General features: G+C 72.8%; 30 protein-coding genes. 16 read left to right on the top strand and 14 right to left on the bottom strand.

Annotation, left to right across the window (positions count from 1 at the left end):
• Positions 1-19: 19 nt before the first annotated feature.
• Positions 20-514, bottom strand: coding sequence for an Lrp/AsnC family transcriptional regulator (locus QSK39_RS32810; RefSeq protein WP_285481729.1), 495 nt, complete (start codon positions 512-514; stop codon positions 20-22).
• 170 nt (positions 515-684) lie between these two features.
• Between QSK39_RS32810 and QSK39_RS32805 the strand changes: the two genes are divergently transcribed.
• Positions 685-2,061, top strand: a complete 1,377-nt coding sequence (locus tag QSK39_RS32805) for an APC family permease (protein ID WP_285481728.1) — start codon at positions 685-687, stop codon at positions 2,059-2,061.
• 1 nt (position 2,062) lies between these two features.
• Here QSK39_RS32805 and QSK39_RS32800 read toward each other — a convergent pair whose 3' ends face one another.
• The gene (locus tag QSK39_RS32800) at positions 2,063-2,623 is read right to left on the bottom strand and encodes a copper resistance CopC family protein (RefSeq protein ID WP_285481727.1); all 561 of its coding nucleotides are present in this window, start codon (positions 2,621-2,623) and stop codon (positions 2,063-2,065) included.
• Between the two features lie 125 nt (positions 2,624-2,748).
• Between QSK39_RS32800 and QSK39_RS32795 the strand changes: the two genes are divergently transcribed.
• The 5 genes from QSK39_RS32795 to QSK39_RS32775 all read left to right on the top strand — a co-directional run bounded on the left by QSK39_RS32795 (position 2,749) and on the right by QSK39_RS32775 (position 6,078).
• Complete coding sequence (locus QSK39_RS32795; protein ID WP_285481726.1) at positions 2,749-3,216, top strand: hypothetical protein; 468 nt, start codon at positions 2,749-2,751, stop codon at positions 3,214-3,216.
• A complete protein-coding gene (locus QSK39_RS32790; protein ID WP_285481725.1) occupies positions 3,209-4,369 on the top strand; it encodes a PPE domain-containing protein in 1,161 nt (386 codons plus the stop codon). Before QSK39_RS32795 ends, QSK39_RS32790 begins: the two co-directional genes overlap by 8 nt.
• Positions 4,366-4,662, top strand: coding sequence for a type VII secretion target (locus QSK39_RS32785; protein WP_285481724.1), 297 nt, complete (start codon positions 4,366-4,368; stop codon positions 4,660-4,662). The genes QSK39_RS32790 and QSK39_RS32785 overlap by 4 nt, the downstream gene beginning before the upstream one ends.
• A gap of 127 nt (positions 4,663-4,789) precedes the next feature.
• Positions 4,790-5,485, top strand: coding sequence for a hypothetical protein (locus tag QSK39_RS32780; protein WP_285481723.1), 696 nt, complete (start codon positions 4,790-4,792; stop codon positions 5,483-5,485).
• Positions 5,482-6,078, top strand: a complete 597-nt coding sequence (locus QSK39_RS32775; protein WP_285481722.1) for a hypothetical protein — start codon at positions 5,482-5,484, stop codon at positions 6,076-6,078. The genes QSK39_RS32780 and QSK39_RS32775 overlap by 4 nt, the downstream gene beginning before the upstream one ends.
• On the opposite strand, the gene QSK39_RS32770 is transcribed toward QSK39_RS32775, so the two are convergent.
• Positions 5,990-6,775, bottom strand: a complete 786-nt coding sequence (locus QSK39_RS32770) for a helix-turn-helix transcriptional regulator (RefSeq protein WP_285481721.1) — start codon at positions 6,773-6,775, stop codon at positions 5,990-5,992. The two genes, QSK39_RS32775 and QSK39_RS32770, sit on opposite strands and share 89 nt — an antisense overlap.
• A 48-nt stretch (positions 6,776-6,823) precedes the next feature.
• Here QSK39_RS32770 and QSK39_RS32765 point away from each other — a divergent pair, with 48 nt between their 5' ends.
• A complete protein-coding gene (locus QSK39_RS32765) occupies positions 6,824-7,597 on the top strand; it encodes an ESX secretion-associated protein EspG (RefSeq protein ID WP_285481720.1) in 774 nt (257 codons plus the stop codon).
• 248 nt (positions 7,598-7,845) lie between these two features.
• Here the strand turns inward: QSK39_RS32765 and QSK39_RS32760 are convergent, their stop codons facing one another.
• The 4 genes from QSK39_RS32760 to QSK39_RS32745 are packed head-to-tail and all read right to left on the bottom strand — an operon-like array spanning position 7,846 to position 10,265.
• Complete coding sequence (locus QSK39_RS32760) at positions 7,846-8,262, bottom strand: hypothetical protein (protein WP_285481719.1); 417 nt, start codon at positions 8,260-8,262, stop codon at positions 7,846-7,848.
• On the bottom strand, positions 8,259-8,522 hold the full coding sequence (locus QSK39_RS32755) for a YbaB/EbfC family DNA-binding protein (protein WP_285481718.1): 264 nt from the start codon (positions 8,520-8,522) through the stop codon (positions 8,259-8,261). The genes QSK39_RS32760 and QSK39_RS32755 overlap by 4 nt, the downstream gene beginning before the upstream one ends.
• Complete coding sequence (locus tag QSK39_RS32750) at positions 8,519-9,535, bottom strand: CHAP domain-containing protein (protein WP_285481717.1); 1,017 nt, start codon at positions 9,533-9,535, stop codon at positions 8,519-8,521. The genes QSK39_RS32755 and QSK39_RS32750 overlap by 4 nt, the downstream gene beginning before the upstream one ends.
• A 1-nt stretch (position 9,536) precedes the next feature.
• The gene (locus QSK39_RS32745) at positions 9,537-10,265 is read right to left on the bottom strand and encodes a transglycosylase SLT domain-containing protein (protein ID WP_285481716.1); all 729 of its coding nucleotides are present in this window, start codon (positions 10,263-10,265) and stop codon (positions 9,537-9,539) included.
• A 138-nt stretch (positions 10,266-10,403) separates the two neighbouring features.
• Between QSK39_RS32745 and QSK39_RS32740 the strand changes: the two genes are divergently transcribed.
• The 7 genes from QSK39_RS32740 (at position 10,404) to QSK39_RS32710 (ending at position 14,770) form a co-directional block, all read left to right on the top strand.
• The gene (locus QSK39_RS32740) at positions 10,404-10,907 is read left to right on the top strand and encodes a L,D-transpeptidase (protein WP_285481715.1); all 504 of its coding nucleotides are present in this window, start codon (positions 10,404-10,406) and stop codon (positions 10,905-10,907) included.
• A 13-nt stretch (positions 10,908-10,920) separates the two neighbouring features.
• Positions 10,921-11,685, top strand: a complete 765-nt coding sequence (locus tag QSK39_RS32735; protein WP_285481714.1) for a putative protein N(5)-glutamine methyltransferase — start codon at positions 10,921-10,923, stop codon at positions 11,683-11,685.
• Positions 11,686-11,729: 44 nt separating this feature from the next.
• Positions 11,730-12,206: an RNA polymerase sigma factor gene (locus QSK39_RS32730; RefSeq protein ID WP_285481713.1), complete on the top strand. Its 477-nt coding sequence runs from the start codon at positions 11,730-11,732 to the stop codon at positions 12,204-12,206.
• Positions 12,203-12,796 (top strand): methylated-DNA--[protein]-cysteine S-methyltransferase, encoded by a 594-nt coding sequence (locus tag QSK39_RS32725; protein WP_285481712.1) that lies wholly within the window; start codon positions 12,203-12,205, stop codon positions 12,794-12,796. Before QSK39_RS32730 ends, QSK39_RS32725 begins: the two co-directional genes overlap by 4 nt.
• 401 nt (positions 12,797-13,197) lie before the next feature.
• Entirely contained in the window at positions 13,198-13,911 is a 714-nt protein-coding gene (locus QSK39_RS32720) for a 2OG-Fe(II) oxygenase (protein WP_285481711.1), read from the top strand.
• A complete protein-coding gene (locus tag QSK39_RS32715; protein WP_285481710.1) occupies positions 13,908-14,282 on the top strand; it encodes a hypothetical protein in 375 nt (124 codons plus the stop codon). Before QSK39_RS32720 ends, QSK39_RS32715 begins: the two co-directional genes overlap by 4 nt.
• On the top strand, positions 14,282-14,770 hold the full coding sequence (locus QSK39_RS32710) for a methylated-DNA--[protein]-cysteine S-methyltransferase (protein WP_285481709.1): 489 nt from the start codon (positions 14,282-14,284) through the stop codon (positions 14,768-14,770). The genes QSK39_RS32715 and QSK39_RS32710 overlap by 1 nt, the downstream gene beginning before the upstream one ends.
• Before the next feature lies 1 nt (position 14,771).
• Here the strand turns inward: QSK39_RS32710 and QSK39_RS32705 are convergent, their stop codons facing one another.
• A complete protein-coding gene (locus tag QSK39_RS32705; RefSeq protein WP_285481708.1) occupies positions 14,772-15,374 on the bottom strand; it encodes a LysE/ArgO family amino acid transporter in 603 nt (200 codons plus the stop codon).
• 69 nt (positions 15,375-15,443) lie between these two features.
• Between QSK39_RS32705 and QSK39_RS32700 the strand changes: the two genes are divergently transcribed.
• Positions 15,444-16,322, top strand: a complete 879-nt coding sequence (locus QSK39_RS32700; protein WP_502873330.1) for a LysR family transcriptional regulator ArgP — start codon at positions 15,444-15,446, stop codon at positions 16,320-16,322.
• 11 nt (positions 16,323-16,333) lie between these two features.
• On the opposite strand, the gene QSK39_RS32695 is transcribed toward QSK39_RS32700, so the two are convergent.
• From QSK39_RS32695 to QSK39_RS32675, 5 genes are read right to left on the bottom strand one after another with little or no spacing between them, the layout of a single operon-like run.
• A complete protein-coding gene (locus QSK39_RS32695) occupies positions 16,334-17,635 on the bottom strand; it encodes an aldehyde dehydrogenase family protein (RefSeq protein WP_285481706.1) in 1,302 nt (433 codons plus the stop codon).
• Entirely contained in the window at positions 17,632-19,125 is a 1,494-nt protein-coding gene (locus QSK39_RS32690; RefSeq protein WP_285481705.1) for a CoA transferase, read from the bottom strand. The genes QSK39_RS32695 and QSK39_RS32690 overlap by 4 nt, the downstream gene beginning before the upstream one ends.
• Positions 19,122-20,018 (bottom strand): 3-hydroxyacyl-CoA dehydrogenase family protein, encoded by an 897-nt coding sequence (locus QSK39_RS32685; RefSeq protein WP_285481704.1) that lies wholly within the window; start codon positions 20,016-20,018, stop codon positions 19,122-19,124. Before QSK39_RS32685 ends, QSK39_RS32690 begins: the two co-directional genes overlap by 4 nt.
• Positions 20,015-20,761: an acetoacetate decarboxylase gene (locus QSK39_RS32680; protein WP_285481703.1), complete on the bottom strand. Its 747-nt coding sequence runs from the start codon at positions 20,759-20,761 to the stop codon at positions 20,015-20,017. Before QSK39_RS32680 ends, QSK39_RS32685 begins: the two co-directional genes overlap by 4 nt.
• Positions 20,762-20,819: 58 nt before the next feature.
• Entirely contained in the window at positions 20,820-21,443 is a 624-nt protein-coding gene (locus QSK39_RS32675) for a TetR/AcrR family transcriptional regulator (protein ID WP_285481702.1), read from the bottom strand.
• A 63-nt stretch (positions 21,444-21,506) separates the two neighbouring features.
• Here QSK39_RS32675 and QSK39_RS32670 point away from each other — a divergent pair, with 63 nt between their 5' ends.
• Positions 21,507-23,027, top strand: coding sequence for an FAD-dependent monooxygenase (locus QSK39_RS32670; protein WP_285481701.1), 1,521 nt, complete (start codon positions 21,507-21,509; stop codon positions 23,025-23,027).
• 43 nt (positions 23,028-23,070) lie between these two features.
• Here the strand turns inward: QSK39_RS32670 and QSK39_RS32665 are convergent, their stop codons facing one another.
• Positions 23,071-24,093, bottom strand: a complete 1,023-nt coding sequence (locus QSK39_RS32665) for a hypothetical protein (protein ID WP_285481700.1) — start codon at positions 24,091-24,093, stop codon at positions 23,071-23,073.
• Positions 24,094-24,141: the final 48 nt, after the last annotated feature.

Genomic DNA, 24,141 nt, shown 5'->3' with positions numbered 1-24,141 from the left:
TCGGATTTAGTCGTCACCGTCAGCGAGAGCCCCACTGGTAGGTCTGTTTCCGCAGCTTGAGGTAGACCATCGCTTCCGCGTGCCGGACGCCCGGCAGCGCGCGGATCCGCGTCGAGATGAGCTGGAGCAGTGCCTCATCGTCCTTGCAGACGGCCTCGCAGAGCAGGTCGTAGCGCCCGGCGCAGAGGATCACGTACGCGATTTCGTCCATTTCGGCCAGTGCGTCCCCGACCGGCTCCAGTGGCCCCTCGACGGTGATCGCGATCATCGCCTGCCGGAACAGCCCGACCTGCAAGGGATCCGAGACGGCGACGATCTGGATGACGCCGGAGTCGGACAGCCGCTGCACCCGCTGCCGGACGGCGGCCTCCGACAGGCCGACCGCCTTGCCGATCGTCGCGTACGCGCGCCGGCCGTCTTCCTGGAGCTGCGCGATGATCTGCCGCGAGATGTCGTCGAGCACCGGCGGCGCGGGCCGGTTGGGGGTGTCCTGGCTGCTCACGCCCCGGATCATCCCCGACCCGGGCAACGCAGGGCAAACGCTACGCCCTGGTGACGATGAGTGACTAAATCCGAAGAGCGTCAGCCGACCAGACAACGAAATCGGTCGTCTTCGTGGCGTTGACAAGCCCGAATCGGTGCTGTTCCATCCGTCGCACCTTGCCCCGGCCGGAGGGAACGCCCATGCCCCGCACTCCCGCCCCGCCCGACACCGACACCGCCACCCCGGCCACCGGACCCCGCGCGCTGACGCGGTCCATCGGCGTCGGCGGCGGCACCCTGCTCACGCTCAGCTGCGTGACGCCGGCGTCCTCGCTGTTCGTCCTCGTGCCCCCGCTCTTCGCCGACCTCGGCACCGGCACCGCGCTCGCCATCGCGCTCGCGGTGCTGCTCTGCGTCGGGATCGCCTTCTGCTACTCCGAACTCGGCACGCTGGTGCCGAGCGCCGGCGGGGAGTACGCGATGGTGACGACGGTGGCCAACCGGTTCGCCGGCTGGCTGACCTTCATGCTGTCGTTCATCGTCATCCTCGTCGTGCCGCCGATCATCGCGATCGGCGTCGCCGACTACGTCGCCGCGGTCGCGGACATCAACCCGTCGGTCGCCGGGGCGCTGGTGATGCTCGCGTCCACCGTGATGGGCCTGCTGAACCTGCGCTCCAACGCCTGGATCACCGGGATCTTCCTGGTCATCGAGATCGTCGCGATCTTCGTGGTGTCCCTGCTCGGGTTCACCCACACCACGCAGAGCGCGGCCGTGCTCGTCAAGCCGTCGCTCGGCACGAGCGGGATCGGCCTGATCGCCGTCGTCGCCGGGCTCGCGGTCGCGTTGTTCGTCGTGCAGGGCTTCAGCACCGCCGTCTACCTCGCCGAGGAGATGCGCGAGCCGCGCAAGACGGTCGCCCGGACGGTGTTCTGGACGCTCGGGATCAGCGCGCTGGTCATCCTCGTGCCGGTCGTCGCGATCACCCTCGCGGTGCCGGACGCCGCCGCGCTCGCCGGCGTCGACCTCACCGCGCTCGTCACCGGCTGGAGCAACTCGGCGGTCGGCGCCGCGATCAGCCTGTGCATCGCGGCGGCGATCGTGAACGCGGTGATCGTCATGGTCATCCAGAACTCGCGCGTGCTCTACGCCTCGGCGCGCGACCAGGCGTGGCCGGCGCCGGTGAACCGCGCGATGGGCGTGGTGAGCGAGCGGTTCGGCGCGCCGTGGGTCGCGACGCTCGTGGTCGGGCTGTCCGAAGCCGTCCTCTGCTTCGTCCCGGTGGACACGCTGAGCGGCGTCACCGGGGTCGCCGTCGTCGCGCTGTACCTCAGCGTCGCGGCCGCCGCGCTGTTCGCCCGCCGGGCGGCGCACCGGAAGCCGCACGTGTGGCGCATGCCGGCCTGGCCGGTGGTGCCGGTGCTCGCCGTCGCGGTGCTGGCCTACGTCCTGGTGGAGCAGAGCGCGCTGGACCTCGGCATCACCGCCGGGGTGCTGGTGGTGTCGGCGCTGTACTGGTGGGGCTACCTGCGCCGGCGGCCCGAGCGGTGGGTCGTGGCGGTTCCGCGGGACGAGTAGCTCAGTCCTTCCCGCGGCCCTTCAGCTGGCGCAGGCCGACGACGATCACCGCGAGCAGCCCGACGACCCCGACCACGACCCAGATCCAGCCGGGGACACCGCTGGTGTCCACGGCGGTCGGGGCGCTGGGTGCCTGGGCCTGCGCGGACGACGTCGGCGCCGGGGCGGCGGAGGTCGGCGCCGGGCTCGAGGCCGCGGCCGCGAGGCTGAAGTGCACGGTGCCGGTCAGGTTGTCGCCGTCGTCCGCGATGACCTTCCAGGTCAGGGTGTAGGCCTGGGCCGGGCCGGCCGGGGTCACCGGCGCGGTCACGACGGCGCCGGACACGGCCGGCGTGCCGACCGTCCAGGCGGTGCCGTCGCGGCCGGTGACCTTGACGGCCTCCGGCGGCAGCGTCACGGGCTCGCCGAAGGTCAGCCGGACCTCCGTCGGCGCGGCCGCGAGCGTGGCGCCTTCGGCGGGTGAGCTGGACTCCAGCTCGGTGTGGGCCGAGGCCGGCCCGGCGAGCACGACGAGCCCGATGAGGGCGGTGAGAACGGCTCCGAACGCACGACGCGGGATCATCCGGACATCCTGCCCTATCCGGCCGTGCAGTCTTCGTGTCCACCCGTGCACCCGGGTGGGGGTCTCTTCTCATCACAGCGCGCATTGGTCAGGATGGACGCCTGGGTGGCAAGGGAAGGACCTCCATGGCGACTGTGCGCGACGAGGCCGACGCGCGGCGGCAGCTGCGTGCCGAGCAGCAGCGGGTGACCGACGGACCGAGGGAACGAGCCTCGGGCGTCGCGGAACCGCAGGGCAGCGGCGCGGCCGCGCTGGTCGCCGACGGCACCGACGTCCTCGAGCTGGACTACGCCGAGATCGACGCCGCGAAGAACGCCCTCGACGCACGGCACCAGGAGCTGTCCTGCTACCTCGAAAGCGCCCGCGAGCTGGGCACGCCACTGGCCGACGGCAAGGGGCCGGTCTCGCACTGGATGCGCCGCTCGTTCGGGCTGCGCGGCGGCGCCGAGGCCGGCGGCGTGCAGGCCGCGCTCGAGTCGTACCTCGGTGAGCTGGCTTCGCTGCGGCAGGCGCTCGAGACCGTCGCGGCGGCACACCGGAGCAACGACGAGGAGGCGGCCGCGGCGCTGCGGGCGGGTGAGCGCGATGCCTGAGTTCCACTCCACGCACCACGGGCCGACCGCGCGCGAGAAGGCGAAGGCGCGCCGGGTGCGTCGCGAGAAGGCCGTGAACAACCGCGAGGACAGCTTCGGCAAGATCAACTGGGACAGCTACGACCACCGCGAGCTGTGGGACATGGTGCAGTCGGCCGACCCGCCGCGGCTCGGCGAGCAGGCCCACCGGTGGGCCGAGCTCGCCCGGGGCGTCGACACGGCCACCGGCGACGTCCACACGCTGGTGCAGAAGCTGCTGCTGTCGTGGCGCGGGCCGTCGGCGGCGCAGGCGGCGGACTCGATCCAGCGCCTGACCGGCTGGGCGAGCACGGCGGGCGAGAACGCCCGGCACATCGGCGACGGCCTCGACAGCTACACGTCGGCGATCGGCGAAGCCCGGCGGAAGATGCCGGAGCCGGTGCACTACTGGGCCGAGCGGTGGTTCAAGGAGGGGTACGCGGTCAAGCGGCTCGACGGGCCCGAGGGCGCGTACATGCTGGACGAGCTGCTCGACGACAAGCTGCCGACGAAGAAGCAGGCGGACGACGCCAAGGCCGAGGCGGTCCGCGTGATGGAGCAGTACGAGAGCGCGAGCCACGACGTCCGGCACCGCCTGCCGCCGGCGTTCGACACGGCGCCGCAGGTGAGCGCGGCGGGTTCGGACGCGGTGGTGCCGCGGGTGCCGCACGCGCCGATCGTCGAGGCTCCGCCTTTGGACCGGGAGCCGGACCGGACGCCGGATCGGGTGCCGGACCGGGTGCCGGACGACTCGACGTCGACCGCGTCCGCGTTGCCGCCGGCGTTCACCGGCGCGGGGGTGCTGCCCGCCGCGGGCCTGGACGGGGTGATCGGCGCCGGTGGGCCGGGGACCGCTGCCGGGCCGGGTTACGCCGGCTTCGTCGGCTCGGGTCCGGCCGGCCCGGGCGCGCTCGGCGAAGGCGGACGGGCCGGTGCCGGGCGCTTCGGGACGGCGGCCTCGGGCTTCGGACCGGGATCGGCGGGCGGCCGCGGCGCGGGAACGGGGTACGGCATGTACCCGCCGGGCCAGGGCGCGCGCCGCGAGGAGGACACCGAGCACCGCGACCGGTACGCGGACGGCTACGACCTCCTCGACGACCTGCCCCCGGCGTACCCCCCGGTGTTCGGCGAATGACCGGCGGCTTCCACGCGGACCCGGCGGCGCTGGACGCCTTGGCGCTCCGGCTCGAGGACACGGCAGAGGAGTACGGAGCGGCGGCGAGCCAGGTCGAGACGGCGGCTTCGGGCGACCTCGGCCCGACATCGGTATCGGCCGCGCTCGCCGTGCTGGTCGGCGAGTGGTCGGGCAGGATACGAGCGGTGGAAACGGACTTCACGACGGCGGCGGACAGCGTCCGGGCGGCGGCGAAGGCCTACCGGACAGCGGATGCGGCGGCGGCCGAGGAGCTGGGCCGAGCCGATGGGTGACCACATCGCGGCCGCCGCCTCTGAACCGGGCCGAGCCGATGGCTGACCACATCGCGGCCGCCGCCTCTGAACCGGGCCGAGCCGATGGGTGACCACATCGCCGTCGCCCCCGAACCGGGCCGAGCCGATGGCTGCTGAGTTCCGCGGCCTCGGCTTCGACCCGGTCCCCGGCCGTCCCGATGCCGTCTCCGAAGCGGCGCGCCACTACGCCGCCGCGGCCGCACAGCTCGGCGAAACACCTTCCCCCGGCGAAATCCCCGAGTGGGCAGGCCGATCCGCGCAAGCCCTCGCGGACCGCGCCGCCCGGGCCGCGACCGGCCTCGCCGCCGTCCCCGAAGCCCTGCGCTCGGCCGCCGCGATCCTCGATGACTGGGCCGGCACCCTCGTCGCGCATCACCGGCGCGCCGAAGACCTCGACCGCCGGGCCACCGCCACGCGCCGCGCCCTCACCGCCGCCCAGGACGACGTCGGCCAAGCCGAAACCGAAGTGCAGTTCTCCCCCGCCGCCCAGCCGAACCTCACCGCGGCGCGCACCCGCCTCGCGGCGAGACAGGACGACCTCGACCGCGTCCTCGCCGAAGCCCGCGAGCTGGAACGCGCCCACGCCGCCGAAGCCGCCCGCGTCGCCGACCGGCTCCGAGCCCTCGGCGACGGTGCTCCCCTGCCGAGCACCCCGGATTTCGCCGGCGTCACCACGCATCTGGAGACGTTCTCGGCCGCCGGGCGCGAGCTGGGCGTGAACGTCGCGAAGACCCCCGTCGTGCCGGTGACGCCGCCGCCCGGCGCGGTCGGTGCGTTCGCCGCGGCCCTGGGTGGCCGGTGAAACTGCCCGCCGTTCCGGGGATCACCCCGGTGAACCTGGACTCGGTCGAGCGCACCACCGCCGAGCTGCACGCGCTGATGGCCCGCCTGCGCGGGCCCGACGCCGCCCGCGATCTCGGCTTGGAGGCCGCCGCCGTCCAGTGCGCGGAGATCGCGCACGACCAGCGCGCCGGCCTGCTCGCCCTCGTCGAACACCGCGACGCCGACCCGGCGGTGCTCATCGCCGGGGTCGTCCCGATCGACGGCACCCTCGACGACGCCGCCGACCTCGGCCACTTCGTCGCCGACACCACCCCCGGCATCCGCGAGGTCAGCCACGCGCGGACCGGCCGCGGCTACCCGGTGGTGATCGTCGAGCGGATCGGCCTGTCCGGCGCGCAGCTGCAGGCCGTCGTCCTCGACCCGGATCGCCCGCGCGCGGCCGTGTTCACCCTGCACTCCCCCGGCGGCCGCGGCTGGCTGGAGGTCGCCGGCCTGGCCGGGACGCTCGTCGCCGGCGTCGACCTCACCCCCGCAGCGCCCGCTCCCGGAACTCGCGCGGGGTCCGGCCGGTCGCTTGGCGGAACGTCCGCGAGAAGTGCGGGGCGCTGGTGAACCCGCAGTCACGCGCGATCTCCGCGATCCCCCGCGCCGCCTTGGCCGGGTCCGCCAGCAACGCCTTCGCGCGCTCGACCCGCAGGCCCTTCAGCCGTTCGGACACGCCCTGTCCGTCGTCGAAGAGCTGGTACAGCCGCCGGCGCGAGATGTACAGCGCTTCGGCGATCTTGTCCGCGCTGAGCGACTGCTCACCGAGGTGCGCGCGCATGTACTCCAGGGCTTCACGCCTTCGCGCCGCCAACGCGTCCACCCGGTCGAGCTCGACGCGCAGCGCGCTGCGCAGCACCAGCTCGGCCAAGCCGAGGAGGTGGTGGGCCAGCCCGTGCGGGTCGAGCCGCGGGCCGGCTGCCAGGACGTGGGCCACCGCGCCGGCGAACAGCGACCGCAGCGGCGCGTCCACCTCGACCGGCCGGAACATCAGCGGCCGCAGCTCGGCGAACGAGATCGACAGCTTCGCCGCGGCGACGGTCAGCAGCACGACGCCGGACGGCAGCAGGTGCAGCGTCGCGTCGGCGTACGTGAGCTTCGCGCCGGACTCGGCCACCGCGCGCGGGACCGGGCAGCGCAGCAGCAGCTGGATGCCCTCGGGATCGCTGCTGCCGCCGAGGATCGCGGCGCGCGCGGCCGCGGCACCGGAAGCGCGGACGACGAGGTACCCGCTCGCGGGGACGTCCATCGGGGGCGGTTCGGCCATCGGCACCATCGTGCCTGATGGCGGCCGCCCGGCACGGGAAGGGGGACCATGGCGCGGCGCACCGCGACGGCGGCCGGAGTGATCCTGTCGCATCTGGAATTCGATCTCCTCTGGGCGGACCTGGGGCCGGGCGGGCCGCCGCCGTACCCGTTCGACGTGCCGGCGCACGGTGCGACCCACGCCGAGCGCGACGACCTGGGGGTGCGCGTCTTCGCCGGGCTGGCGGAAGCCGGTCTCACCGACGGCGACGACGTCGACCCGGCGCTGGCGGACCTGGTCGTGCTGCTGGGTGCGCCGTCGCTGAGCGTCGACGCGCTGGTGCTGGGCGAAGCGCCGTGGCGGCTGCTCGCGGCGGTGCGGGACGCGGCGGGGGTGCTCGCGGTGCTGGACGAGCGCGACCTGGTGCTGGAGCCGCTGCGCCCGGCCGACCTGGTCCCCGCGGTGGCCCGGATGCTCGGCGACGTCGCCGCGGGCCCGGGCGACCAGCTCCGGCTCCCCCGCGCGACGTACTCGGCGGCGATGGACGCGTACGCGCGCAGCGGGTACGACGCGTTCGAGCGAGCACTCGGCGCGGCCGGGATCACCGGCCGCGCGGTCCGCCCGCTGGCGACGCTGGTGACGGCGGAGAGGTACGCGGCAGGCCAGCTGGCGGCAACCGGCCCGGCGGGCCGGTCACCGGTCCTGGCCTGGTTCGACACGGCGGCGGGACGGTACGCGCTGACACCGGAGGACGTGGCCGGCGAGCCGTGGGTGATGGTGACGCCTGCCGACGGAGCTTGGCTGGCCGACCGCCTGACCCGGATGGTCGACGACGCCTGCTGAGGCAGTCTGCCGCGCGAGGCAGCCGCTCAAGTCGCCCAGGTCGCCGGGAGGAACTCGCCCGCTCCGGGAACCCGCCGCCGCCGAACCGCCGGACCGCGCGAAGCAGCCGCTCAAGTCGCCGGGAGGAACTCGCCCGCTCCAGGATCCCGCCGCACGATCGCCGGCCCGCGCAAGGCAGCCGCTCAAGTCGCGGGAAGAACTCGTCGGCACCGCGGTCCCGCCGCGACCGGACCGCGCGAGGTAGCCGCTCAAGTCGCCCAAGTCGCAGGCAGGAACTCGTCCGCTCCGGGATCCCGCCGCGGCCGGATCGCCGGTCCGCCCGTCGCGCCGGAATTCTCGGGCCGCGCTCCGATCCGCGGGCCTTCCGCGCCGCCCGCGACCTCGTCCGGCAGCAGCTCCCCCAGCAACTCACGTCCCTGCCGCAGGGCATCCTCGCCCGCCTCCGAAGCCAGCCGCCGGATCATCCCCGCCAACTCGCCCGGCGGCCGGTTCAGCGCCCAGCGGTCGAACCGCAGGTCCACGAGCGCCCCGTGCAGGTCGACCACCACCGACACCCCATCGGCCGCCGCCGACGCGCGGATCGCCGCCAGCCGTCCCCCGTAGCCCGGATCCGGCGTCGCGAAAGCGTCGTCGGCCAGCTCCAGGGCCGCCCGCTCGGCGCTCACTGGGCCCGCCAGCTGTCCGGCGTGGTCTTTTCCGCGGCCTCATCCGCCGTGGGCAGGCCGAGCGCGTCCACCCCATCTCGGTTGTGCCACAGCGAAGCCGTGGCCCGCGCCGACGCGGCCGCCGCCAGCACCAGGATCCGGCGCGCCAGCTCGTCCGGCTCCAGCCTCAGCGCCGACGCCTCCAGCGTCAGCTCCTGCAACGCCCCTCCCGGCGCGACCTCGACGGCGACCGTCCGGTCGGCGGCTTTTCCGGTGATCACGGGTGGACCCCTCCGTAGAACGTCGACGCCGAGAGCGTGTGCGTGTTCCGGCGGACGGCGTCCCCGGAGTTGCCCTCGATCATCGTGACCTTGTTCCCCTCGACCTTCTCGACGATGCCGATGTGCGTGCTCGTCGAGGTGTTCTGCGGGCCGGTGCCGAAGATCAGCACGTCACCCGGCTTCGCTTCGTGCAGCGAATGCTTGCCGTACGCGTGCCCGTTCTCCTGGCCCCAGTGGTAGACGTCGCCGCTGAAGGGCAGCACCGGGATCTTCACCCCGGCCTTGCGCCACATCGCCGTCGCGAACGACGAACACCACGCTGCGGTCGGCCCGTACGGGTTCCGGTTGCTCCCCGGCGGGTTCTCGCGGACGCCCAGCTGCGTGCGCGCCGCGTGGACGATGTCCTTGCCCCGTCCCGAAGCCTTGCTCGGATGCGTCGCCTTCGCCTGGTGCACGGTCTTGTCCGCGACCCCGTCGTGGGTCAGGTCCTTCCGCAGCTCGTGCAGTTTCTTCGCCGCCGCCTTGAGTTCCGCGTCGACGTGCCGCAGCGTCGACGCCGACTGCCGCGTGTACTGCGGCGCCAGGTCGGCGGCGTGCCCGACCGCGCGCATCAGCGCGGCCTGCGTCCCGGCCGCGACCCCCGCGTCGAGAACCTGCTTCGCCTTCGCGGTGTACTCGTCGACGAGCCGTTGCACGGCCGTGTGCCCGGAGTCCACTGTGGACGCCACGTGCGCGACGACCTTCTCGGCCGCCGCCCCGGCCGCGCCGGTGACGCGAAGCTCCTTCGTCAGCTTCGCGCTGTTGTGGCGGAAGCCGTCGGCGCCGTGGCCGTGCCAGTGGTCGAGGACTGTGGCGCTTTCCTTGTGGTAGGCGTCGTGCTGGGCGTCCAGGGCGCCGGCCACCTGGTGCAGGGCGTATTCGGCGCGGACGGCGTCTTCGGCCTTACCGGCGAGCTTGGCGCGGTGCGCGATCAGGTCCTTCGCGAAGGAGTGCGCGAGCGCGGTGGTGTCCATGTCAGCTCCGTCGGGCGTGGTCGTTCAGGGCGGCGGCAGTGGCCGTCTCGTGGTCGCGGTAGGTCTTGGCGGCCTTCTGCGCGGCCGTGGCCAGTCCGTCGGCGTGCGTGCCGACGCCCTTGACCTGCCGTTGCAGGGCCAGCCCGAAGCCGGTCAGCGCGTCAGCGAAGCCCGACTCCTTCCCGATCTTGCCGAAGCTCTCGTGGCCGATCTCCCGGACGTCGCGCAGCTGCCCGGTCGCGGTGCCGAGCGCGTCGGCGACGTGCCGGGTCCGGCTGACGTAGGAGTGCAGCACGGTGTCGTCCACCCGGAGCGGGCTGCCGCTCGCGCGCTGGGTCTCGGCGGGCTTCCCGTGGTGCTTCGTGACGTCCTGGGCGGCCTTCCGAGCGGCGGTGAGGTGGTGCTTGTAGGCCCCGTTCGTGTACGTCGACCAGGGCGTGAAGTCGTGCCCGTCGCCCGAGATGCTGTTCGCGACCTTGGCGTTCGTGTCCGGGTCGAACAGCTGGTCGTTCGACTTCAGGTGGTACTGGTGGCGCCGCTCGGGGCCGAGTGCGCCCAGCATGTTGATCTGCCACAGGCCGTAGGAGTTGTCCGGCGGGGTGGCGTTGTGCGCGGTCGTCCGGCCGCCGGACTCGGCCAGCGCGACGGCGACCGCGGTGGTCAGGCCCTGGCCGCGGAACCCGGCCGCGTAGGCGTGCCGGGCGATCTGCTCGGCGCTCAGCTTCGTCATGGTTCGACCTTGACCGCCCGGGTACTCCCGGCGGTAGCCGCGGTGCACGCAGGGACAACCCGGGTGCACGCCCGGCTCAACCTCCGGGGCCGCTCACCCGTACTGGTCTGCGGAGAGGTCCTGCGAGAAGGGGAACGGATGCGCAGAACCGGGGTGCTGACCCTGCTGGGGTTGACGCTGGTCACGGCGTCGTGCGCGGCACCGCGCACGACCACGCCGAGCCCGATCGCCGAGCCCGCGCCGCTGGTCCGGACGACCACGCCGGCTCCGCCCACCACCACGGCACCGCCGCCCGCGCCGCCGTGCACGGTGACCACCGGCGCGTGCGTGAGCCTGGCGCAGCGCCTGGCCTGGCTGCTGCGGGACGGCCAGGTCGTGCGCGGGCCGGTCCCGGCCGGCTTCGGGCCGCCGGACCAGGCGACGCCGGCCGGGTCGTTCCACGTCGTCTGGAAGGACCGCGAGCACACCAGCAGCGTCTACGGCACGGACATGCCCAACTCGGTGTTCTTCGCCGCCGGTGGCATCGCCTTCCACGCCGGGCCCCTCGACGCGCCGTCACACGGCTGCGTCCACCTCACCGACGCCGACTCGGCGGCGTTCTTCGACGGCCTGAACGTCGGGGACCTGGTGCAGGTCCGGTAGCGTTCGTTCCTTGTTGGACACTTCGACTGTCGTTGCGCGGCTGCGCGCCGCGGGCTGCGTGTTCGCCGAGGACGAGGCGGACCTGCTGATCGCCGCCGCCACGACGCCCGCCGAGCTCGACTCCCTGGTCGAGCGCCGCGTCGCCGGGCTGCCGCTGGAGCACCTGCTCGGCTGGGCGGAGTTCCACGGCCTGCGGATCTCCTTGCGGCCCGGGGTGTTCGTGCCGCGCCACCGCACCGAGTTCCTGGTCGACGTCGCCGTCTCGCTCGCGCCGCCGCAGCCGGTGGTGCTCGATCTGTGCTGCGGGTCCGGTGCGCTGGGTGCCGCGTTCAGTGCTGTGGTGGCCCCCCGTGAGCTGCACGCGGCCGACGTCGAGCCCGCAGCCGTCTCCTGCGCCCGGGTGAACCTTCCGGGTGCTGGTGTTCACCAGGGTGACCTCTACGACGCGCTGCCGTCGTCGCTTGGCGGCCGGGTCGACGTACTCATGGCGAACGTGCCGTACGTGCCTTCGGACGCCGTCGCGACCATGCCGCCGGAAGCGCGGCTGCACGAACCCCGCGTCGCGCTCGACGGCGGTGCGGACGGCCTCGACCTCGCCCGCCGGGTCGCCGCGGGCGCGTACCGGTGGCTCGCGCCGGGCGGGTCGCTGCTGGTCGAATCGAGCGAGCGGCAGGCGCCGGTCTTGAGCGGGATCTTCACCGCGGCCGGGCTGACCCCGCGCGTCCACGAGTCCGAAGAGCTGGGTGCGACGGTCGTCACCGGCACCGCGATCCCGTGACAAACTCGATCTCACGTTCCGGCGTCCGCGGACGTCTACAGGGTGTGATCGTGAAACCGTTCGAGCAGATCGTGGCCGAGCACGGGCCGATGGTCCTCCGCGTCTGCCGGGCCGTGCTCGGCCCAGCCGACGCCGAAGACGCCTGGTCGGAGACCTTCCTGGCCGCCCTCAAGGCGTACCCCGAGCTGCCCGCCGACGCGAACGTCCAGGCGTGGCTCGTCACGATCGCGCACCGCAAGGCCATCGACGTCACCCGCGCCCAGGCACGCCGGCCGCTGCCGGTCGGCGACATCCCGGACCGGCCGGGCCGCACGGACACGTGGTCCGGCGACCTGTGGGACGCGCTCGCGCGGCTGCCGGACAAGCAGCGCACGGCCGTCGCCTATCACTACCTGGCCGGGCTGCCCTACCGCGAAATCGCGGAGATCACCGGAGGCACCGCGGACGCCGCCCGCCGCGCGGCCGCCGACGGCGTCAAGACCTTGCGGGCCACCTACCCCTTGGAAGGAGCGCACTCATGATCGACGTCATCCCGTCGCTTCCGGTGGCCTACGAACTCCTGCCGGACCGCCTGCACGAGCGGCTGACGGCCGCCGCGGAGCAGGAGGGCCTGCTGGACGTCGCCTACCGCACGCTCGACACCCCGGTCGGCTCCCTGCTGCTGGCGGCGACCGCCCAGGGCCTGGTCAAGGTGGCGTTCGACCGCCAGGACCACGACGCGGTCCTGGCGGCCCTCGCCTCGGCGATCAGCCCCCGGATCCTCTACGCCCCGGCCCGCCTCGACCCGGTGGTCCGCCAGCTGGACGAGTACTTCACGGGCGGCCGCCGCTCGTTCGACGTCCCGCTGGACTTCCGCCTGGCCCGCGGGTTCCGCTTGTCGGTGCTGGAGCACCTCCCGGAGATCGAGTACGGCCACACGGAGAGCTATTCCCAGGTAGCGACGGCGGCGGGCAGCCCGAAGGCGGTCCGCGCGGTCGGCACGGCTTGTGCGCTCAACCCGCTGCCGGTGGTGGTGCCGTGTCATCGGGTGGTGCGGTCGGATGGGTCGTATGGGCAGTATGCGGGCGGGGAGGAGGCTAAGCGGGTGCTGTTGACGATGGAAGCGGCTTAGGTTCTGGTTCGGTCCTCCCGGGCGGGCCGGGGCAGCTGGGGGCGGGGGCAGCTGGGGGCAGGCCGGTTGGGCTGGGCCGAGCTGGCCACCCGAGGGGCGGCGGGTCGGGCCGGAGAGCCGAGCCAGCTGGGCCGGGCCCGACCGGGGCGGGCCACGCCGGCCGGGCGGGCCTGCCCTGGTCCGGACCGGTGGCCCGCGAAGCCGGCTCTGCCGCACGCCGCGCTCAGTGAGCCGAAGGGTGCCGGCCGCGCTCGCGCCCCGCCGGCCGCACTGCCCTCGCCGTTGGCTGCGCCCAAGCACGCCAGCGCCCCTCGCCAGCCGTGCCACCGCCCCGCCGACCGGCCGCGGAATTTCTCGCTCGGCCCATCTCACGTTTCACCCCGCCGGAACGTCTACTGGGTATGAGCACATTCGAAAAGCGCGTCGCCGCAGCCGATTGGGAAGCGGTGGCTGCGGAGGTCGATGACTACGGCTGTGCGCTCCTGCCGCAGCTGCTCACCCCGGCCGAGTGCCAGACGCTCGTCGCTCTCTGGGACGAGCAGGAACACTTTCGGGCGACCGTCAACCTGCGCCGTCACCGCTTCGGCGACCACGGTGACTACCACTACTTCGCCGAACCCTTCCCCGAACCCGTGCAGCGGCTGCGGCAAGCGCTCTACCCGCGGCTGCTGCCGATCGCCCAGGACTGGTACGCCCGGCTCGGCCGGGAGCCGGACTGGCCGTCCACATTGGACGAATGGCTGGCCGTCTGCCACGAAGCCGGTCAGAAGCGGCCGACCCCTATCCTGCTGCGGTACGACACCGGCGGCTGGAACGCCCTGCACCGCGACCTCTACGGCGACAAAGTGTTCCCGCTGCAGGTCGTGATCAACCTCAACGACCCCGGCACCGACCACACCGGCGGCGAGTTCCTGCTCGTCGAGCAACGGCCGCGCGCGCAGTCGCGTGGCACCGCGACCCTCATCCCCCAAGGCCACGGCCTCGTGTTCACCACCCGCGACCGGCCGGTCCGCTCGGCCCGCGGCTGGTCGGCGGCGCCGGTCCGCCACGGCGTCTCGGCCGTCCGTTCCGGCCGGCGGCACACCCTGGGCCTCGTCTTCCACGACGCGACATGACCGACGCGGAGCTGGAGGCCCTCCTGCAGCTGATCGGCGAGGCCCGCCACGTCGTGATCGGCACCGCGGCCGACGCCGCCTCGCGAGCCGACGGCGCTCGGATCGCCGAAACCTGGGGCGGCCCGGTCCTGGCGACGGTGACCTGGCCGGAGACGGCGGCGTCGTGGTTGCGCCAGGCCCGGCGGTTCGCGGCGCCGGAGCCGGACGTCTGGGTCGTGGCCGCCACCCCGGCCGGCTGGGCGGGCCTGACGCGCCGGCTGCAATCGACGGCTTGGAGTCCTCACAGGACAGTCGTCACGGCCGCATTGACCGATTTCCGCCTGCCCGGCCTTCGCGGCGCCCGGGCGGACGGCACTACTTGGGAGAACTGATGAAACACACGATCATCGACTCGCCGATCGGCGAGCTCACCCTGGTCGGCGACGGCGACGTCGTGACCGGCCTCTACTTCCCGCACCACTGGACCCGCCCGGACCGGACCACGTTCGGCCCGCGCGACGACGCGGCTTTCCCCACGGCAGTCGAGCAACTGAAGGAATACTTCGCCGGACAGCGCCAGGAGTTCGACGTACCCACCCGGGCTGACGGCACCGACTTCCAGCGCGCCGTGTGGGCCGAGATCGCGAAGATCCCCTACGGCTCGACGGCGACGTACGGCGACCTGGCGAAGGCGGCCGGCAGGCTGCCGCACGAGGTCGGGGCGGCGGTCGGGCAGAACCCGCTGAGCATCCTGGTGGCGTGCCACCGCGTCGTCGGCAAGAACGGGAAGCTCACCGGCTACGCGGGCGGGCTCAAGCGCAAGCAGTTCCTGCTGGAGCTCGAACGCCCACCGGCAGCGGAACTCGGCCAGCTCTGGTGAATCACACATGGCTCAGCAGCATCGTCGCGCCGAGCCCGGTCATGGTCACGGCGATGACGACGTCCAGAACGCGCCAAGCGGCCGGCCGGGCGAACACGCCGGCCAGCTTCTTCGCGCCGAAGCCGAGCGCGCTGAACCACACCGCGCTGGCGATCCCGGCACCCAGCCCGAAGAGCCAGCGACCATCGCCGTGCGCGACGGCCACCGAGCCGAGCAGGAGGACCGTGTCCAGGTAGACGTGCGGGTTGAGCCACGTGAAGGCAACGCAGGCGAGCACGGCCTTCCGCAACGGCGTCCGGTCTTCGCCGACGGTCATCACCGAGCGCCGGAACGCCCGCCGCGCGGCGAGCGCGCCGTAGCCGAGCAGGAAGAGCCCGCCGCCGACGGCGATCACCCCGATCGCGGTCGGCCACCGCTCGATGACGGCCCCGATTCCGCTGACCCCGAGCCCGATCAGCACGAGATCCGACACCGCGCAGATGACGACGAGCGGCGTGACGACACCGCCCCGCAGCCCTTGCTGCAGGAGGAAGGCGTTCTGTGAGCCGATGGCGACGATGAGGGACAAGCCGGTCCCGAACCCGGCGAGGAGCAGTGGAAGCACCCGCCCACGGTACGACCGTCCCGCTGAGTTACTCCAGCTAAAGATTCTTACGTAACATTAGCGCTCGTGATGTCCGATCTCCCGCTCGACCAGGTCAGAACCCTCTTGGCCGTAGTCGACGAGCAAAGCTTCGACGCCGCGGCGGCGGTCCTGCACGTGACGCCGTCAGCGGTCAGCCAGCGCATCAAAGCCCTGGAGCAACGCACGGGCCGGGTCCTGCTCCTGCGCACGAAACCCATTTCCCTGACCGAATCCGGCCAGGTCCTGGTCCGGTTCGCCCGCTCGCTGGCCCAGCTGGAGCAGGACGCGCTGGCCGAGCTGGGCCTGGACTCCTCGACGCGCACCATCACCATCGCGGTCAACGCGGACTCGCTGGCCACGTGGTTCCTCCCCGCGCTGGCCCGCCTCCCCGAGTCCCCCGCGATCGCCTTCGACCTCCAACGCGAGGACCAGGACCACACGGCGGCCCTCCTGCGCGAGGGCCTGGTCATGGCGGCGGTGACGGCGGCACCCCAGCCGGTCCAGGGCTGCACATCCGTCCGCCTGGGCCGCATGCGCTACCGGGCGATGGCCTCCCCCGCGTTCCTCGAGAAGTGGCTGCCGGGCCCGCTGACGTCGGCACTCCCCGCGGCCCCGGTGATCATGTTCGACCGCAAGGACGACCTCCAGGACCGCTTCCTGCGCGGCCTGACCCGCCGCCGGAACTTCACCCTGGTGCGCCACCACATCCCGGCCTCGGAGTCCTTTGTGGACGCCGTGGCGGCCGGCCTCGGCTGGGGCATGGTCCCGGAGATCCAGGCGGCCTCCCGCGGCGACGCGCTCATCGACCTGGCCCCGGACCGGCCCCTGGACGTCCCGCTGCACTGGCAGCAGTGGAAGCTGGACTCACCCGCCCTGGCCGCCGTGGCGAAAGCGGTGGCCGAGGGCGCGAAGGAAGCACTGCGCTGAACGACGGGCGGTCACAGCGGTTTGTCGAGGACCGCCTTCAGGTTGCTGAACGTGTCGATCGAGTACTTCCCGTGGTAGCGCCCCATCCCGCTCTCGCCGACCCCGCCGAACGGGAGGTCCGGTGCCGTCAGGTGGGCCACCGGGAGGCCGAACCCCACCGCGCCCGACGACGTCTCCGCGAGGATCCGCCGTTTCGTCTCCGCCGAACCCGTGAACGCGTACAACGCCAGCGGCTTGTCCCGGCCGGTGATGAACGTCAGCGCCTCGTCCAGGGAGGCGACCCGCAGGACCGGCAGGATCGGCCCGAAGATCTCCTCGGCCATCACCGGCGAGTCCGGCGGGACGTCCGCGAGCACGGTCGGCGCGATGTACTTCGCGTCCCGGTCGGTCTGGCCGCCCGTGACCAGCCGCCCGCTGCCGAGCAGGCCCGCCAGGCGGTCGAAGTGCCGGGCGTTGACGATCCGCCCGTACACCGGGCTCTCCGCCGGGTCGTCGCCGAAACGCTCGCGCAGCACGTCCGCCAGGTGCTTCTCCAGCCGCTCCCCCGTGTCGCCGACGGCCAGCACGTAGTCCGGCGCCACGCACGTCTGGCCCGCGTTCATGAACTTGCCGTAGACGATCCGCTCGGCCACGACCCGCAGGTCGACGTCGGTGTCGACGACGACCGGGCTCTTGCCGCCCAGCTCGAGGGCCACCGGGGTGAGGTGCTTCGCCGCCGCGGTCATCACGATGCGCCCGACCGCGCCGTTGCCCGTGTAGAAGATGTGGTCGAACCGCTGTTCCAGCAGCTCGGTGGTCTCCGGGATCGCGCCCTCCACGACCGCGACGGCCGAGGTGTCCAAATAGGACGGGACGTGCCGCGCGATCGAGGCCGACACCGTGGGCGACAGCTCGCTCGGCTTGACGACGGCGGCGTTGCCCGCGGCCAGCACCCCGACCAGCGGCGCCAGCACGAGGTGCAGCGGGTAGTTCCACGGCCCGATCACGAGCGCGACGCCGAGCGGCTCCCGCACTACGCTGCCCGCGCCGGGCAGCAGGTACTGCGGCAGCGGCGCCGTCTCGGGCGCGACCCACGCGTCGAGGTGCGCCAGGGTGTGGTCGATTTCGTTGGTGACGAACGTGATCTCCGCGCTGCGTGCTTCGGCCGCGTTCTTGCCGAGGTCGGCGTGCAGGGCCGCGAGGAAGTCGTCGGCCTGCTCCTCCAGCATCGCCTTCAGCGCGGTCAGCTGAGCGCGCCGCCACTCCAGGGGCTTGGTGACGCCGGACGAAAACGTCGTGCGCAGGCGGGAAACGACGTCGGCAATGGGGCTCATCGGTGGCCTCCGGGCAGCCATTCGGGGCGGCCGGAGCCGCGGGGAACGAGGATCGTCGCGTACGAACCGGGCGTCTCGGACATCCGCACCTGGTCGGTGACGCCCTGGTAGAGACCCAGCGGGGTCGGAGCGGTGAACGTCTCGGGGTCGAGGTACGCGTGCCGCTCGCCGGTGCCGGCGACCGAGCGCGCGTACTCCTTGTCGAACACGCCGAGGCTGATGATCCAGAGCGCGATGCGCGTCAGCGAGATGTGGACGCGGTAGCTGCCGCCTTCGGTGGCGCGGCGCATCAGCGCGCCGCAGATCCCCGCCGTGGCCAGCCACGGGACGAGGTAGTCGTTCACCACGCCGATGTGCGGCAGCACGGGCTGGTCGGGCGAGCCTTCCAGGGTCATCATCCCGGCGACGCAGCCGGCGGTCTGGTCGAACCCGACCCGCGTCGCCCACGGGCCGTGCTCGCCGTGCAGCGAGACGGTCGTGTGGATGATGCCCGGCCGGATCTCCGCCGCCCGCTGCGGCGAAAGTCCCAGCCCGGCCACGAACCCGGGGCGCCGGTTCGCGTAGAAGACGTCGGCGCCGCGCAGCAGCTCCCGGGCGACGCCCGAACGCTGGTAGTCCACGGTGGCCGAGCGGACGCCGACGTTCGCCGTCGAGTAGACGACGGGGTTCTCCCATTCGGACGGCCGCCACAGGTTCAGTGCGTCGGCGCCGTGCAGGGCCAGCGACCGCCCGATCGCCGCGCCCGCGATGACGTGGCCCATGCCGAGCGCGCGGATCCCGTCGAGCGGCTGGGCGGCGCCCGCCGGCAACGGCTCCGGGGCCGAGTCGCCGATCTTCTCGATCTCGATCAGCGGCAGCCCGGCCAGCACGTCGCGGTACTGCCGGGTCTGCAGGAACTCCTCGGTGCTGCGGACCATCGGCATGACGATGCCCGCGTCGGCACCGGCCTCCTCCAGCTCGGCCGCATCCCAGCGGGCGATGGCGGCGGCGAGCGCGGTGGCGTCGTCGTAGGTGCGCAGCAGCTTGAGGGTCTTGGACTTCAGCTTCGGGTAGATGTTCAGCGGCATGACCCAGCGGCCGTCGCCGGCGCGGTAGAACTTCAGCGACAGCGGGCTGGCCGGGTCGGCGGTGTTGGTCGGCGGGAGGCCGTTGAGCAGCTCCCACTTCTTGTCGTAGAACGGGCACAGCCGGTGCGGCGCGGTCCGCAGGTCCATGCTGATGTCCTGGCCGGGTCCGCCGCGGTGGCGCCACAACGCGGCCAGCGCCACGGACTTCGCGACCAGTCCGATCGCCGGTGCCGCGCCCAGCCGGACCGCGCTCGGCACGATCGGGTCGGCGCCGGTGAACTCCACCCGGCCGCCGGAGTCCTGTTCGGACAGGCCGACGTCGGAAAGGACCTCGTTCAGCGCCGCGTGGATGTCGAAGTCGTCCTGCTCGTCCGCGGAGATCGGGTTCGCCAGCGCGGCGCGGATCCGGTCGGTGACGGTCATCGGCCCAGTGCCTTCATCAGGGCGATCTGCGCGGTGTCCCGGGCTTTCGCGAGTTCCGCGACGTTGCCGCCGAAGTCGCCCGCCTGTTCGCTGAGCAGCCGCACGGTCTCCTCGTCGAGGTCCGGGGTGCCGAGCTGGCCCCAGCGCTTGCGCAGGCCCGGCCCGAGGTGCTCGAGGAAGTGCGGCAGCCCGCCCGGTCCACCGCCGAGGTGGAAGCTGAGGAACGGCCCGCTCACGGCCCACCGCTGGCCCAGCGAGGACGTCACGACCTCGTCGAGCTGCTGCTCGGTGACCACGCCCTCGGCGACCAGGTGCACGCATTCGCGGAAGATCGCGGCCTGCAGGCGGTTCGCGACGAACCCGGGTACCTCCTTGGCCAGCACGATCGGCTTCTTGCCCAGGCCGCGGTAGAACTCGACGGCCCGCTCGACCGCCTCGGGCGACGTCTTCTCGCCGGGCACGACCTCGACCAGCGGGATGAGGTGCGGCGGGTTGAACGGATGTCCCACGACGAGCCGTTCCGGCCGCTCGAGTGCCGTGGCGATCTCGGTGGCCGGAATGCCGGAGGTGGACGTGAGGAACAGCGCGTCCGCCGGTGCGTTCTCCTCGATGGTCGTCCAGATCCGGTGCTTGAGGTCCAGCCGTTCGGGACCGTTCTCCTGCACGACGCCGGCGTCGGCGACCGCCTCGGCGAGATCCGCCTGGAACGTGACGCGGCCGTCGGCAGGCAGCCCCAGTTCGCGCAGGGCGGGGGTCAGCTCGGCGAGCCCGGCCCGCACCGCGTCTTCGATGCCGGGCGCGGGGTCGCTGACGACGACGTCCAGTCCGTGCGCGGCCATCAGGCCCGCCCAGGAGACGCCGATGACGCCGCCGCCGACGATGGTCGCTTTCATGCCTGCTCCCCCGCGAGGTAGTCGTGCACGGCCGCGGCCCGGCCGAGCGTGAGGTCGGTCAGGAGGTGGCTCGCGGACACGATCTCCAGCACCGGCAGGTCGGCGAGCGGGGCCAGGGCGTGCGGCACGAGGTGCAGCCGCGCCGGCCCGGTCCACGCGCCCTTGATCGTCAGGTCGCTGATGCGGCTGCGCGCGAGCTCGCAGATCCGCGGCCGGCCGTCGTAGCCGGGGACGATCTTGAGCATGTACGTCGGGGCGGTCAGTTCGGCGCGGGCGGCGGATTCGTCCAGTTCGCGGTGCTTGTAGCCCATCGTCGCGAGCGCGACGCGGATCGAGCCGTAGTCCAACGTGCCGACCAGCGTGTCGGAGTCGACGGACAGCCGGGGTTTCCCGAGCTTCTTGGGGTAGGCGGCCACCTCGCGCCCGCTGGCGATGGCGGGGTGGCTGTCGACGTACATCCCGAGGGTGAACTCCCCGGGTTCCCCGCCGTGGGTGACCATCGCGACCTGCCCGGACTCGGTGTAGTCGCCGAGCCCGGTGACGTCCGGCATCCGCATCACCTCGAACCGCACGAGCGGTTCGGGGACTTCGAGCGGCTCGGGCACGAGCGCCCGCAGCGCCGCCGGATCGGTCCGGTAGGTGATGTTCAGGTACTCGCGATCGGTGAACCGGTAAGGCCCGCGGGGGAAGGCCGGCGCGGACAGCGGCGTGGTGACGTGGCGGAGCACCTCGTCCTCACGCATGGGCGGCGTCCAAGATCACGATCGCAACCTACCTCCGGACCCCGGCGGCCGCATCAGCTCAGCCCGGGAACTCACCCACCCCGTGTTCCGCCAGGTCGAAGGCCTGGTCGATCACGGCGACCTGCTCCCGCCGGACCACCTCGACATCGTCGCCGGCCAGGATCCGCCTCATGGCGTGCGAAAACACCGACGTGATCGCCGTGGTCAGCAGCCCCGCCGCCATCCGGGAGCGGAACGCGTCCCCGGTCTCCTCGGCGAACACCTCGGCGAACGCGTCCGCGATCTCCCGCTCCTGCTCGTACCACCGGGCCATCAGCGCCGGGCTCGACGTCAGCACCCACCAGAACCCGGGCCCCCCGGCGATGGCACCCGAAAGGGGGTGCCCGGAAGCCAGCAGCGAGTGCTGGTGCGCCCGCAGGGCAGCGGCGGCCGACACGCCGGCGGGACGAGACCGCAGCAGCTCCACCAGCTCGGCCAGCCGATCGGCGTGCCGGTCGAGGAAGAGATCTTCCTTGCGCGGGAAGTAGTTGAACACCGTCATCTTCGACACGCCCGCGGCTTCGGCGATCTCGGCCACCGTCACCTCCTCGAAGCCGCGCTGGATGAACAGGCCCGAGGCCACGTTCGAAATCAGCTGGCGCGTCGCCCGCTTCTTCCGCTCGCGCAGTCCTTGATCCGCCATGGTCGGAGTATAGACCGAGCCAAAAGTTTGACTCGGTAAAAGTTTCGCGGCATCATCGGTGCCATGAACTGGGATGTGGTGATCTCCGGGGGCGGACCGGTCGGGTTGATGCTGGCCTGCGAACTCCGGCTCAAGGACGTGAACGTGCTCGTCGTCGAACGGCTCGCCGAGCCGGACCCGACGATCAAGGCCGGGTCGGTCAACCTGACGACCGCCGAGGCCTTCTACCGCCGTGGCCTGCTGCCCGCGGTGGAAGCCGTCGTGCAGCAGAACTTCGCGAAGATCCAGGAGTTCCTGAAATCCAGGGGCGGGGGCGGCGACGGGCCCAAGCCGGCGATCCCCGTCGGGCACTTCGCCGGGATCATGGTCGCCTCGAACGGCGTCCACTTCGACGATCCGGACTTCCGCGACGTCGGGCCCGCGTCGAACGTCGTCGTCATCCAGCAGCAGGCCGTCGAGGCCGTCCTCGCCGAACGCGCCGCCGAACTGGGCGTCGAGATCCGGCGGGGTGCCGAGGTGACCGGGTTCGATGCCGACGACGACGGCGTCACCGTGCGGCTCGGCGAAGAGACCGTCCGCGCCGGCTGGCTCGTCGGGGCCGACGGCGGCCGCAGCTTCGTCCGCAAGCACGCCGGGTTCGAGTTCCCCGGCACCGACCCCGCGGTCACCGGGTGGCAGGCCCTCACCGAGATCACCGGGACCGAAGCCCTGCCCGGTGGCTGGCAGCACGGCACCGGCGGGCTCTACGTCCACGGCCCGATGCCCGGCCGGATCCTCACCGTCGAGTTCGACGGGCCGCCCGCGGACCGCGACGCCCCGGTCACCGCGCAGGAGCTCGAAGACAGCTTCCGGCGGGTGTCCGGCGCCGACGTCCGGATCACGAAGGTGCACAGCGCGACGCGCTTCACCGACAACGCCCGCCAGGCGACCACCTACCGCCAGGGCCGGGTGCTCCTCGCCGGCGACGCCGCGCACGTCCACTCGCCCTTCGGCGGGCAGGGGCTCAACCTCGGCATCGGCGACGCCGTCAACCTCGGCTGGAAGCTCGCGGCGACCATCCACGGCTGGGCGCCGGACGGCCTCCTCGACACCTACACGACCGAACGCCACCCGATCGGCGAGTGGGTCCTCGAGTGGACCCGGGCCCAGGTCGCGCTGATGCGCAGCGATGTCCGGACCCGGGCGCTGCGCCAGGTCGTCACCGACCTGCTGCTCACCGACGACGGCGCGACGTACCTGGCGAAGAAGCTTTCCGGCGTCCTGCACCGGTACCCGATCGAGGGCGAGCACGACCTCACCGGCCGCGGTGCGCCCGACTTCGCGTTCGCCGACGGCACCCGGCTCGGCGAGCACCTCCAGGACGGCCGGGCGCTCCTGCTCGACCTCGCCGACAGCGCCGGGCTGCGCGAAACCGCGAGCGGCTGGGCGGGCCGCGTCACCACGCTGACGGCCAAGTGCGACAGCGAGCCGTCGCTCACCGGCGTGCTGGTCCGGCCGGACGGGCACATCGCCTGGGCCCGCGAGGACGGGGCGACGACCGGCCTGGAAGCCGCGCTGCACCGGTGGTTCGGCGAACCCGCCTGACCCGCGAGAGGGGCGCGCCGGGAAGCCTGCGCGCCCCTCGACCTCAGTACGCGACCGCGAAGGCGTGGCTCATCGCGTCGTAGTGCTTCACCGTCGAACCGGTCGCGTCGGGCAGGCCGCCCGACGCCATCTGGACGGCGCCCGTCGAGCCGCTCACCCAGTCGGTCTTGACGTAGAAGTTGAACTTCGGCACGCAGCCGTTGCCCGTCGCCGCCGTGAAGCGGGTGTTCAGCGGGACCACGTAGTGGTGGACGTCGCGGCGCACCAGCGCCGTCACGCTCGACGAGGCGTCCGACTTGCACAGCGTGCCGTCGGCCTTCCACTGGTTGACGAACAGCGTCACCCGGGCGGTCATGCTGTTCACCGGGCAGCCGTCCTTCGGCTCGGGGTAGCACGCCATCAGTTCCATGTCGCCGAACACGCTGAGCCCGGTCACCGGCGCCGCCATCTCGAAGGTGTCCGAGGCCGGCTCGCGGACCGTCGGGGCGGCCGAGCTGAGGCCGATGACGCGGCCGGGAGGCGTGTCACCGTCGTCGGCCTGCGGCGGCGTGCCGGCGGTCGTGTTCGCGACGCTGGTGTCCGCGAACTTCAGCTCGCCACTGACCAGGCTCACGGTCGAGTTGCCCAGCCCGAGGTTCGCGCTCCGCAGATACGTCGTGCACGTGACGGTGCCCGCCGCGCCCGGGTGGACCAGGAACCGCGTCGTCACGCTGATGTCCCGCAGCGACGCCGGGGCGCCGGTGGCGCTCGCGATGAGGACGTTCTGCCCGAGCACCTCGTTCTTCGTCCAGCCGCTCGTGCTCGAACAGCGGACCTCGTTGTCGATCAGCGTCGTGTTCGACGCGTTGTTCGCGCGCAGCGTCGAGTAGACGTACGCGGTCTGGCCGGCCGTCATCGACAGCTGCACCGAACCGAGCGCGCCGACGTACTGGGTCTCGTGCGGCGAGGTCACCGTGCGCGGGGTGAACGTCACCGCCGTCGCCGCCTGGGCCGCCGGAGCGGCGCCGAGCAGCCCCGCGAACGTGGCCGCACAGGCGACCGCCGCGGCGAAGATCCTGCGTTTCATCGAAATCCCCTCGGAAGAAGTGGCTCCGGTCCGGCATGATCACCGGCC

It is taken from the genome of Amycolatopsis sp. NBRC 101858, from assembly GCF_030269325.1.
In the GTDB taxonomy this organism is placed as follows: domain Bacteria; phylum Actinomycetota; class Actinomycetes; order Mycobacteriales; family Pseudonocardiaceae; genus Amycolatopsis; species Amycolatopsis ponsaeliensis.
This window is presented reverse-complemented; position numbering and strand designations above follow the sequence as displayed.

Excerpts from the sequence above, each read along its gene's own strand:
- QSK39_RS32745 (WP_285481716.1), bottom strand. The coding sequence starts at position 10,265 with ATGACGAAGCTGAGCGCCGAGCAGATCGCCCGGCACGCCTACGCGGCC.
- QSK39_RS32795 (WP_285481726.1), top strand. The coding sequence starts at position 2,749 with ATGGCGACTGTGCGCGACGAGGCCGACGCGCGGCGGCAGCTGCGTGCC.
- QSK39_RS32750 (WP_285481717.1), bottom strand. The coding sequence starts at position 9,535 with ATGGACACCACCGCGCTCGCGCACTCCTTCGCGAAGGACCTGATCGCG.
- QSK39_RS32805 (WP_285481728.1), top strand. The coding sequence starts at position 685 with ATGCCCCGCACTCCCGCCCCGCCCGACACCGACACCGCCACCCCGGCC.
- QSK39_RS32785 (WP_285481724.1), top strand. The coding sequence starts at position 4,366 with ATGACCGGCGGCTTCCACGCGGACCCGGCGGCGCTGGACGCCTTGGCG.
- QSK39_RS32670 (WP_285481701.1), top strand. The coding sequence starts at position 21,507 with ATGAACTGGGATGTGGTGATCTCCGGGGGCGGACCGGTCGGGTTGATG.
- QSK39_RS32720 (WP_285481711.1), top strand. The coding sequence starts at position 13,198 with ATGAGCACATTCGAAAAGCGCGTCGCCGCAGCCGATTGGGAAGCGGTG.
- QSK39_RS32715 (WP_285481710.1), top strand. The coding sequence starts at position 13,908 with ATGACCGACGCGGAGCTGGAGGCCCTCCTGCAGCTGATCGGCGAGGCC.
- QSK39_RS32800 (WP_285481727.1), bottom strand. The coding sequence starts at position 2,623 with ATGATCCCGCGTCGTGCGTTCGGAGCCGTTCTCACCGCCCTCATCGGG.
- QSK39_RS32700 (WP_502873330.1), top strand. The coding sequence starts at position 15,444 with ATGTCCGATCTCCCGCTCGACCAGGTCAGAACCCTCTTGGCCGTAGTC.
- QSK39_RS32680 (WP_285481703.1), bottom strand. The coding sequence starts at position 20,761 with ATGCGTGAGGACGAGGTGCTCCGCCACGTCACCACGCCGCTGTCCGCG.
- QSK39_RS32710 (WP_285481709.1), top strand. The coding sequence starts at position 14,282 with ATGAAACACACGATCATCGACTCGCCGATCGGCGAGCTCACCCTGGTC.
- QSK39_RS32765 (WP_285481720.1), top strand. The coding sequence starts at position 6,824 with ATGGCGCGGCGCACCGCGACGGCGGCCGGAGTGATCCTGTCGCATCTG.
- QSK39_RS32685 (WP_285481704.1), bottom strand. The coding sequence starts at position 20,018 with ATGAAAGCGACCATCGTCGGCGGCGGCGTCATCGGCGTCTCCTGGGCG.
- QSK39_RS32665 (WP_285481700.1), bottom strand. The coding sequence starts at position 24,093 with ATGAAACGCAGGATCTTCGCCGCGGCGGTCGCCTGTGCGGCCACGTTC.
- QSK39_RS32780 (WP_285481723.1), top strand. The coding sequence starts at position 4,790 with ATGGCTGCTGAGTTCCGCGGCCTCGGCTTCGACCCGGTCCCCGGCCGT.
- QSK39_RS32690 (WP_285481705.1), bottom strand. The coding sequence starts at position 19,125 with ATGACCGTCACCGACCGGATCCGCGCCGCGCTGGCGAACCCGATCTCC.
- QSK39_RS32740 (WP_285481715.1), top strand. The coding sequence starts at position 10,404 with ATGCGCAGAACCGGGGTGCTGACCCTGCTGGGGTTGACGCTGGTCACG.
- QSK39_RS32810 (WP_285481729.1), bottom strand. The coding sequence starts at position 514 with ATGATCCGGGGCGTGAGCAGCCAGGACACCCCCAACCGGCCCGCGCCG.
- QSK39_RS32790 (WP_285481725.1), top strand. The coding sequence starts at position 3,209 with ATGCCTGAGTTCCACTCCACGCACCACGGGCCGACCGCGCGCGAGAAG.
- QSK39_RS32725 (WP_285481712.1), top strand. The coding sequence starts at position 12,203 with ATGATCGACGTCATCCCGTCGCTTCCGGTGGCCTACGAACTCCTGCCG.
- QSK39_RS32695 (WP_285481706.1), bottom strand. The coding sequence starts at position 17,635 with ATGAGCCCCATTGCCGACGTCGTTTCCCGCCTGCGCACGACGTTTTCG.
- QSK39_RS32675 (WP_285481702.1), bottom strand. The coding sequence starts at position 21,443 with ATGGCGGATCAAGGACTGCGCGAGCGGAAGAAGCGGGCGACGCGCCAG.
- QSK39_RS32770 (WP_285481721.1), bottom strand. The coding sequence starts at position 6,775 with ATGGCCGAACCGCCCCCGATGGACGTCCCCGCGAGCGGGTACCTCGTC.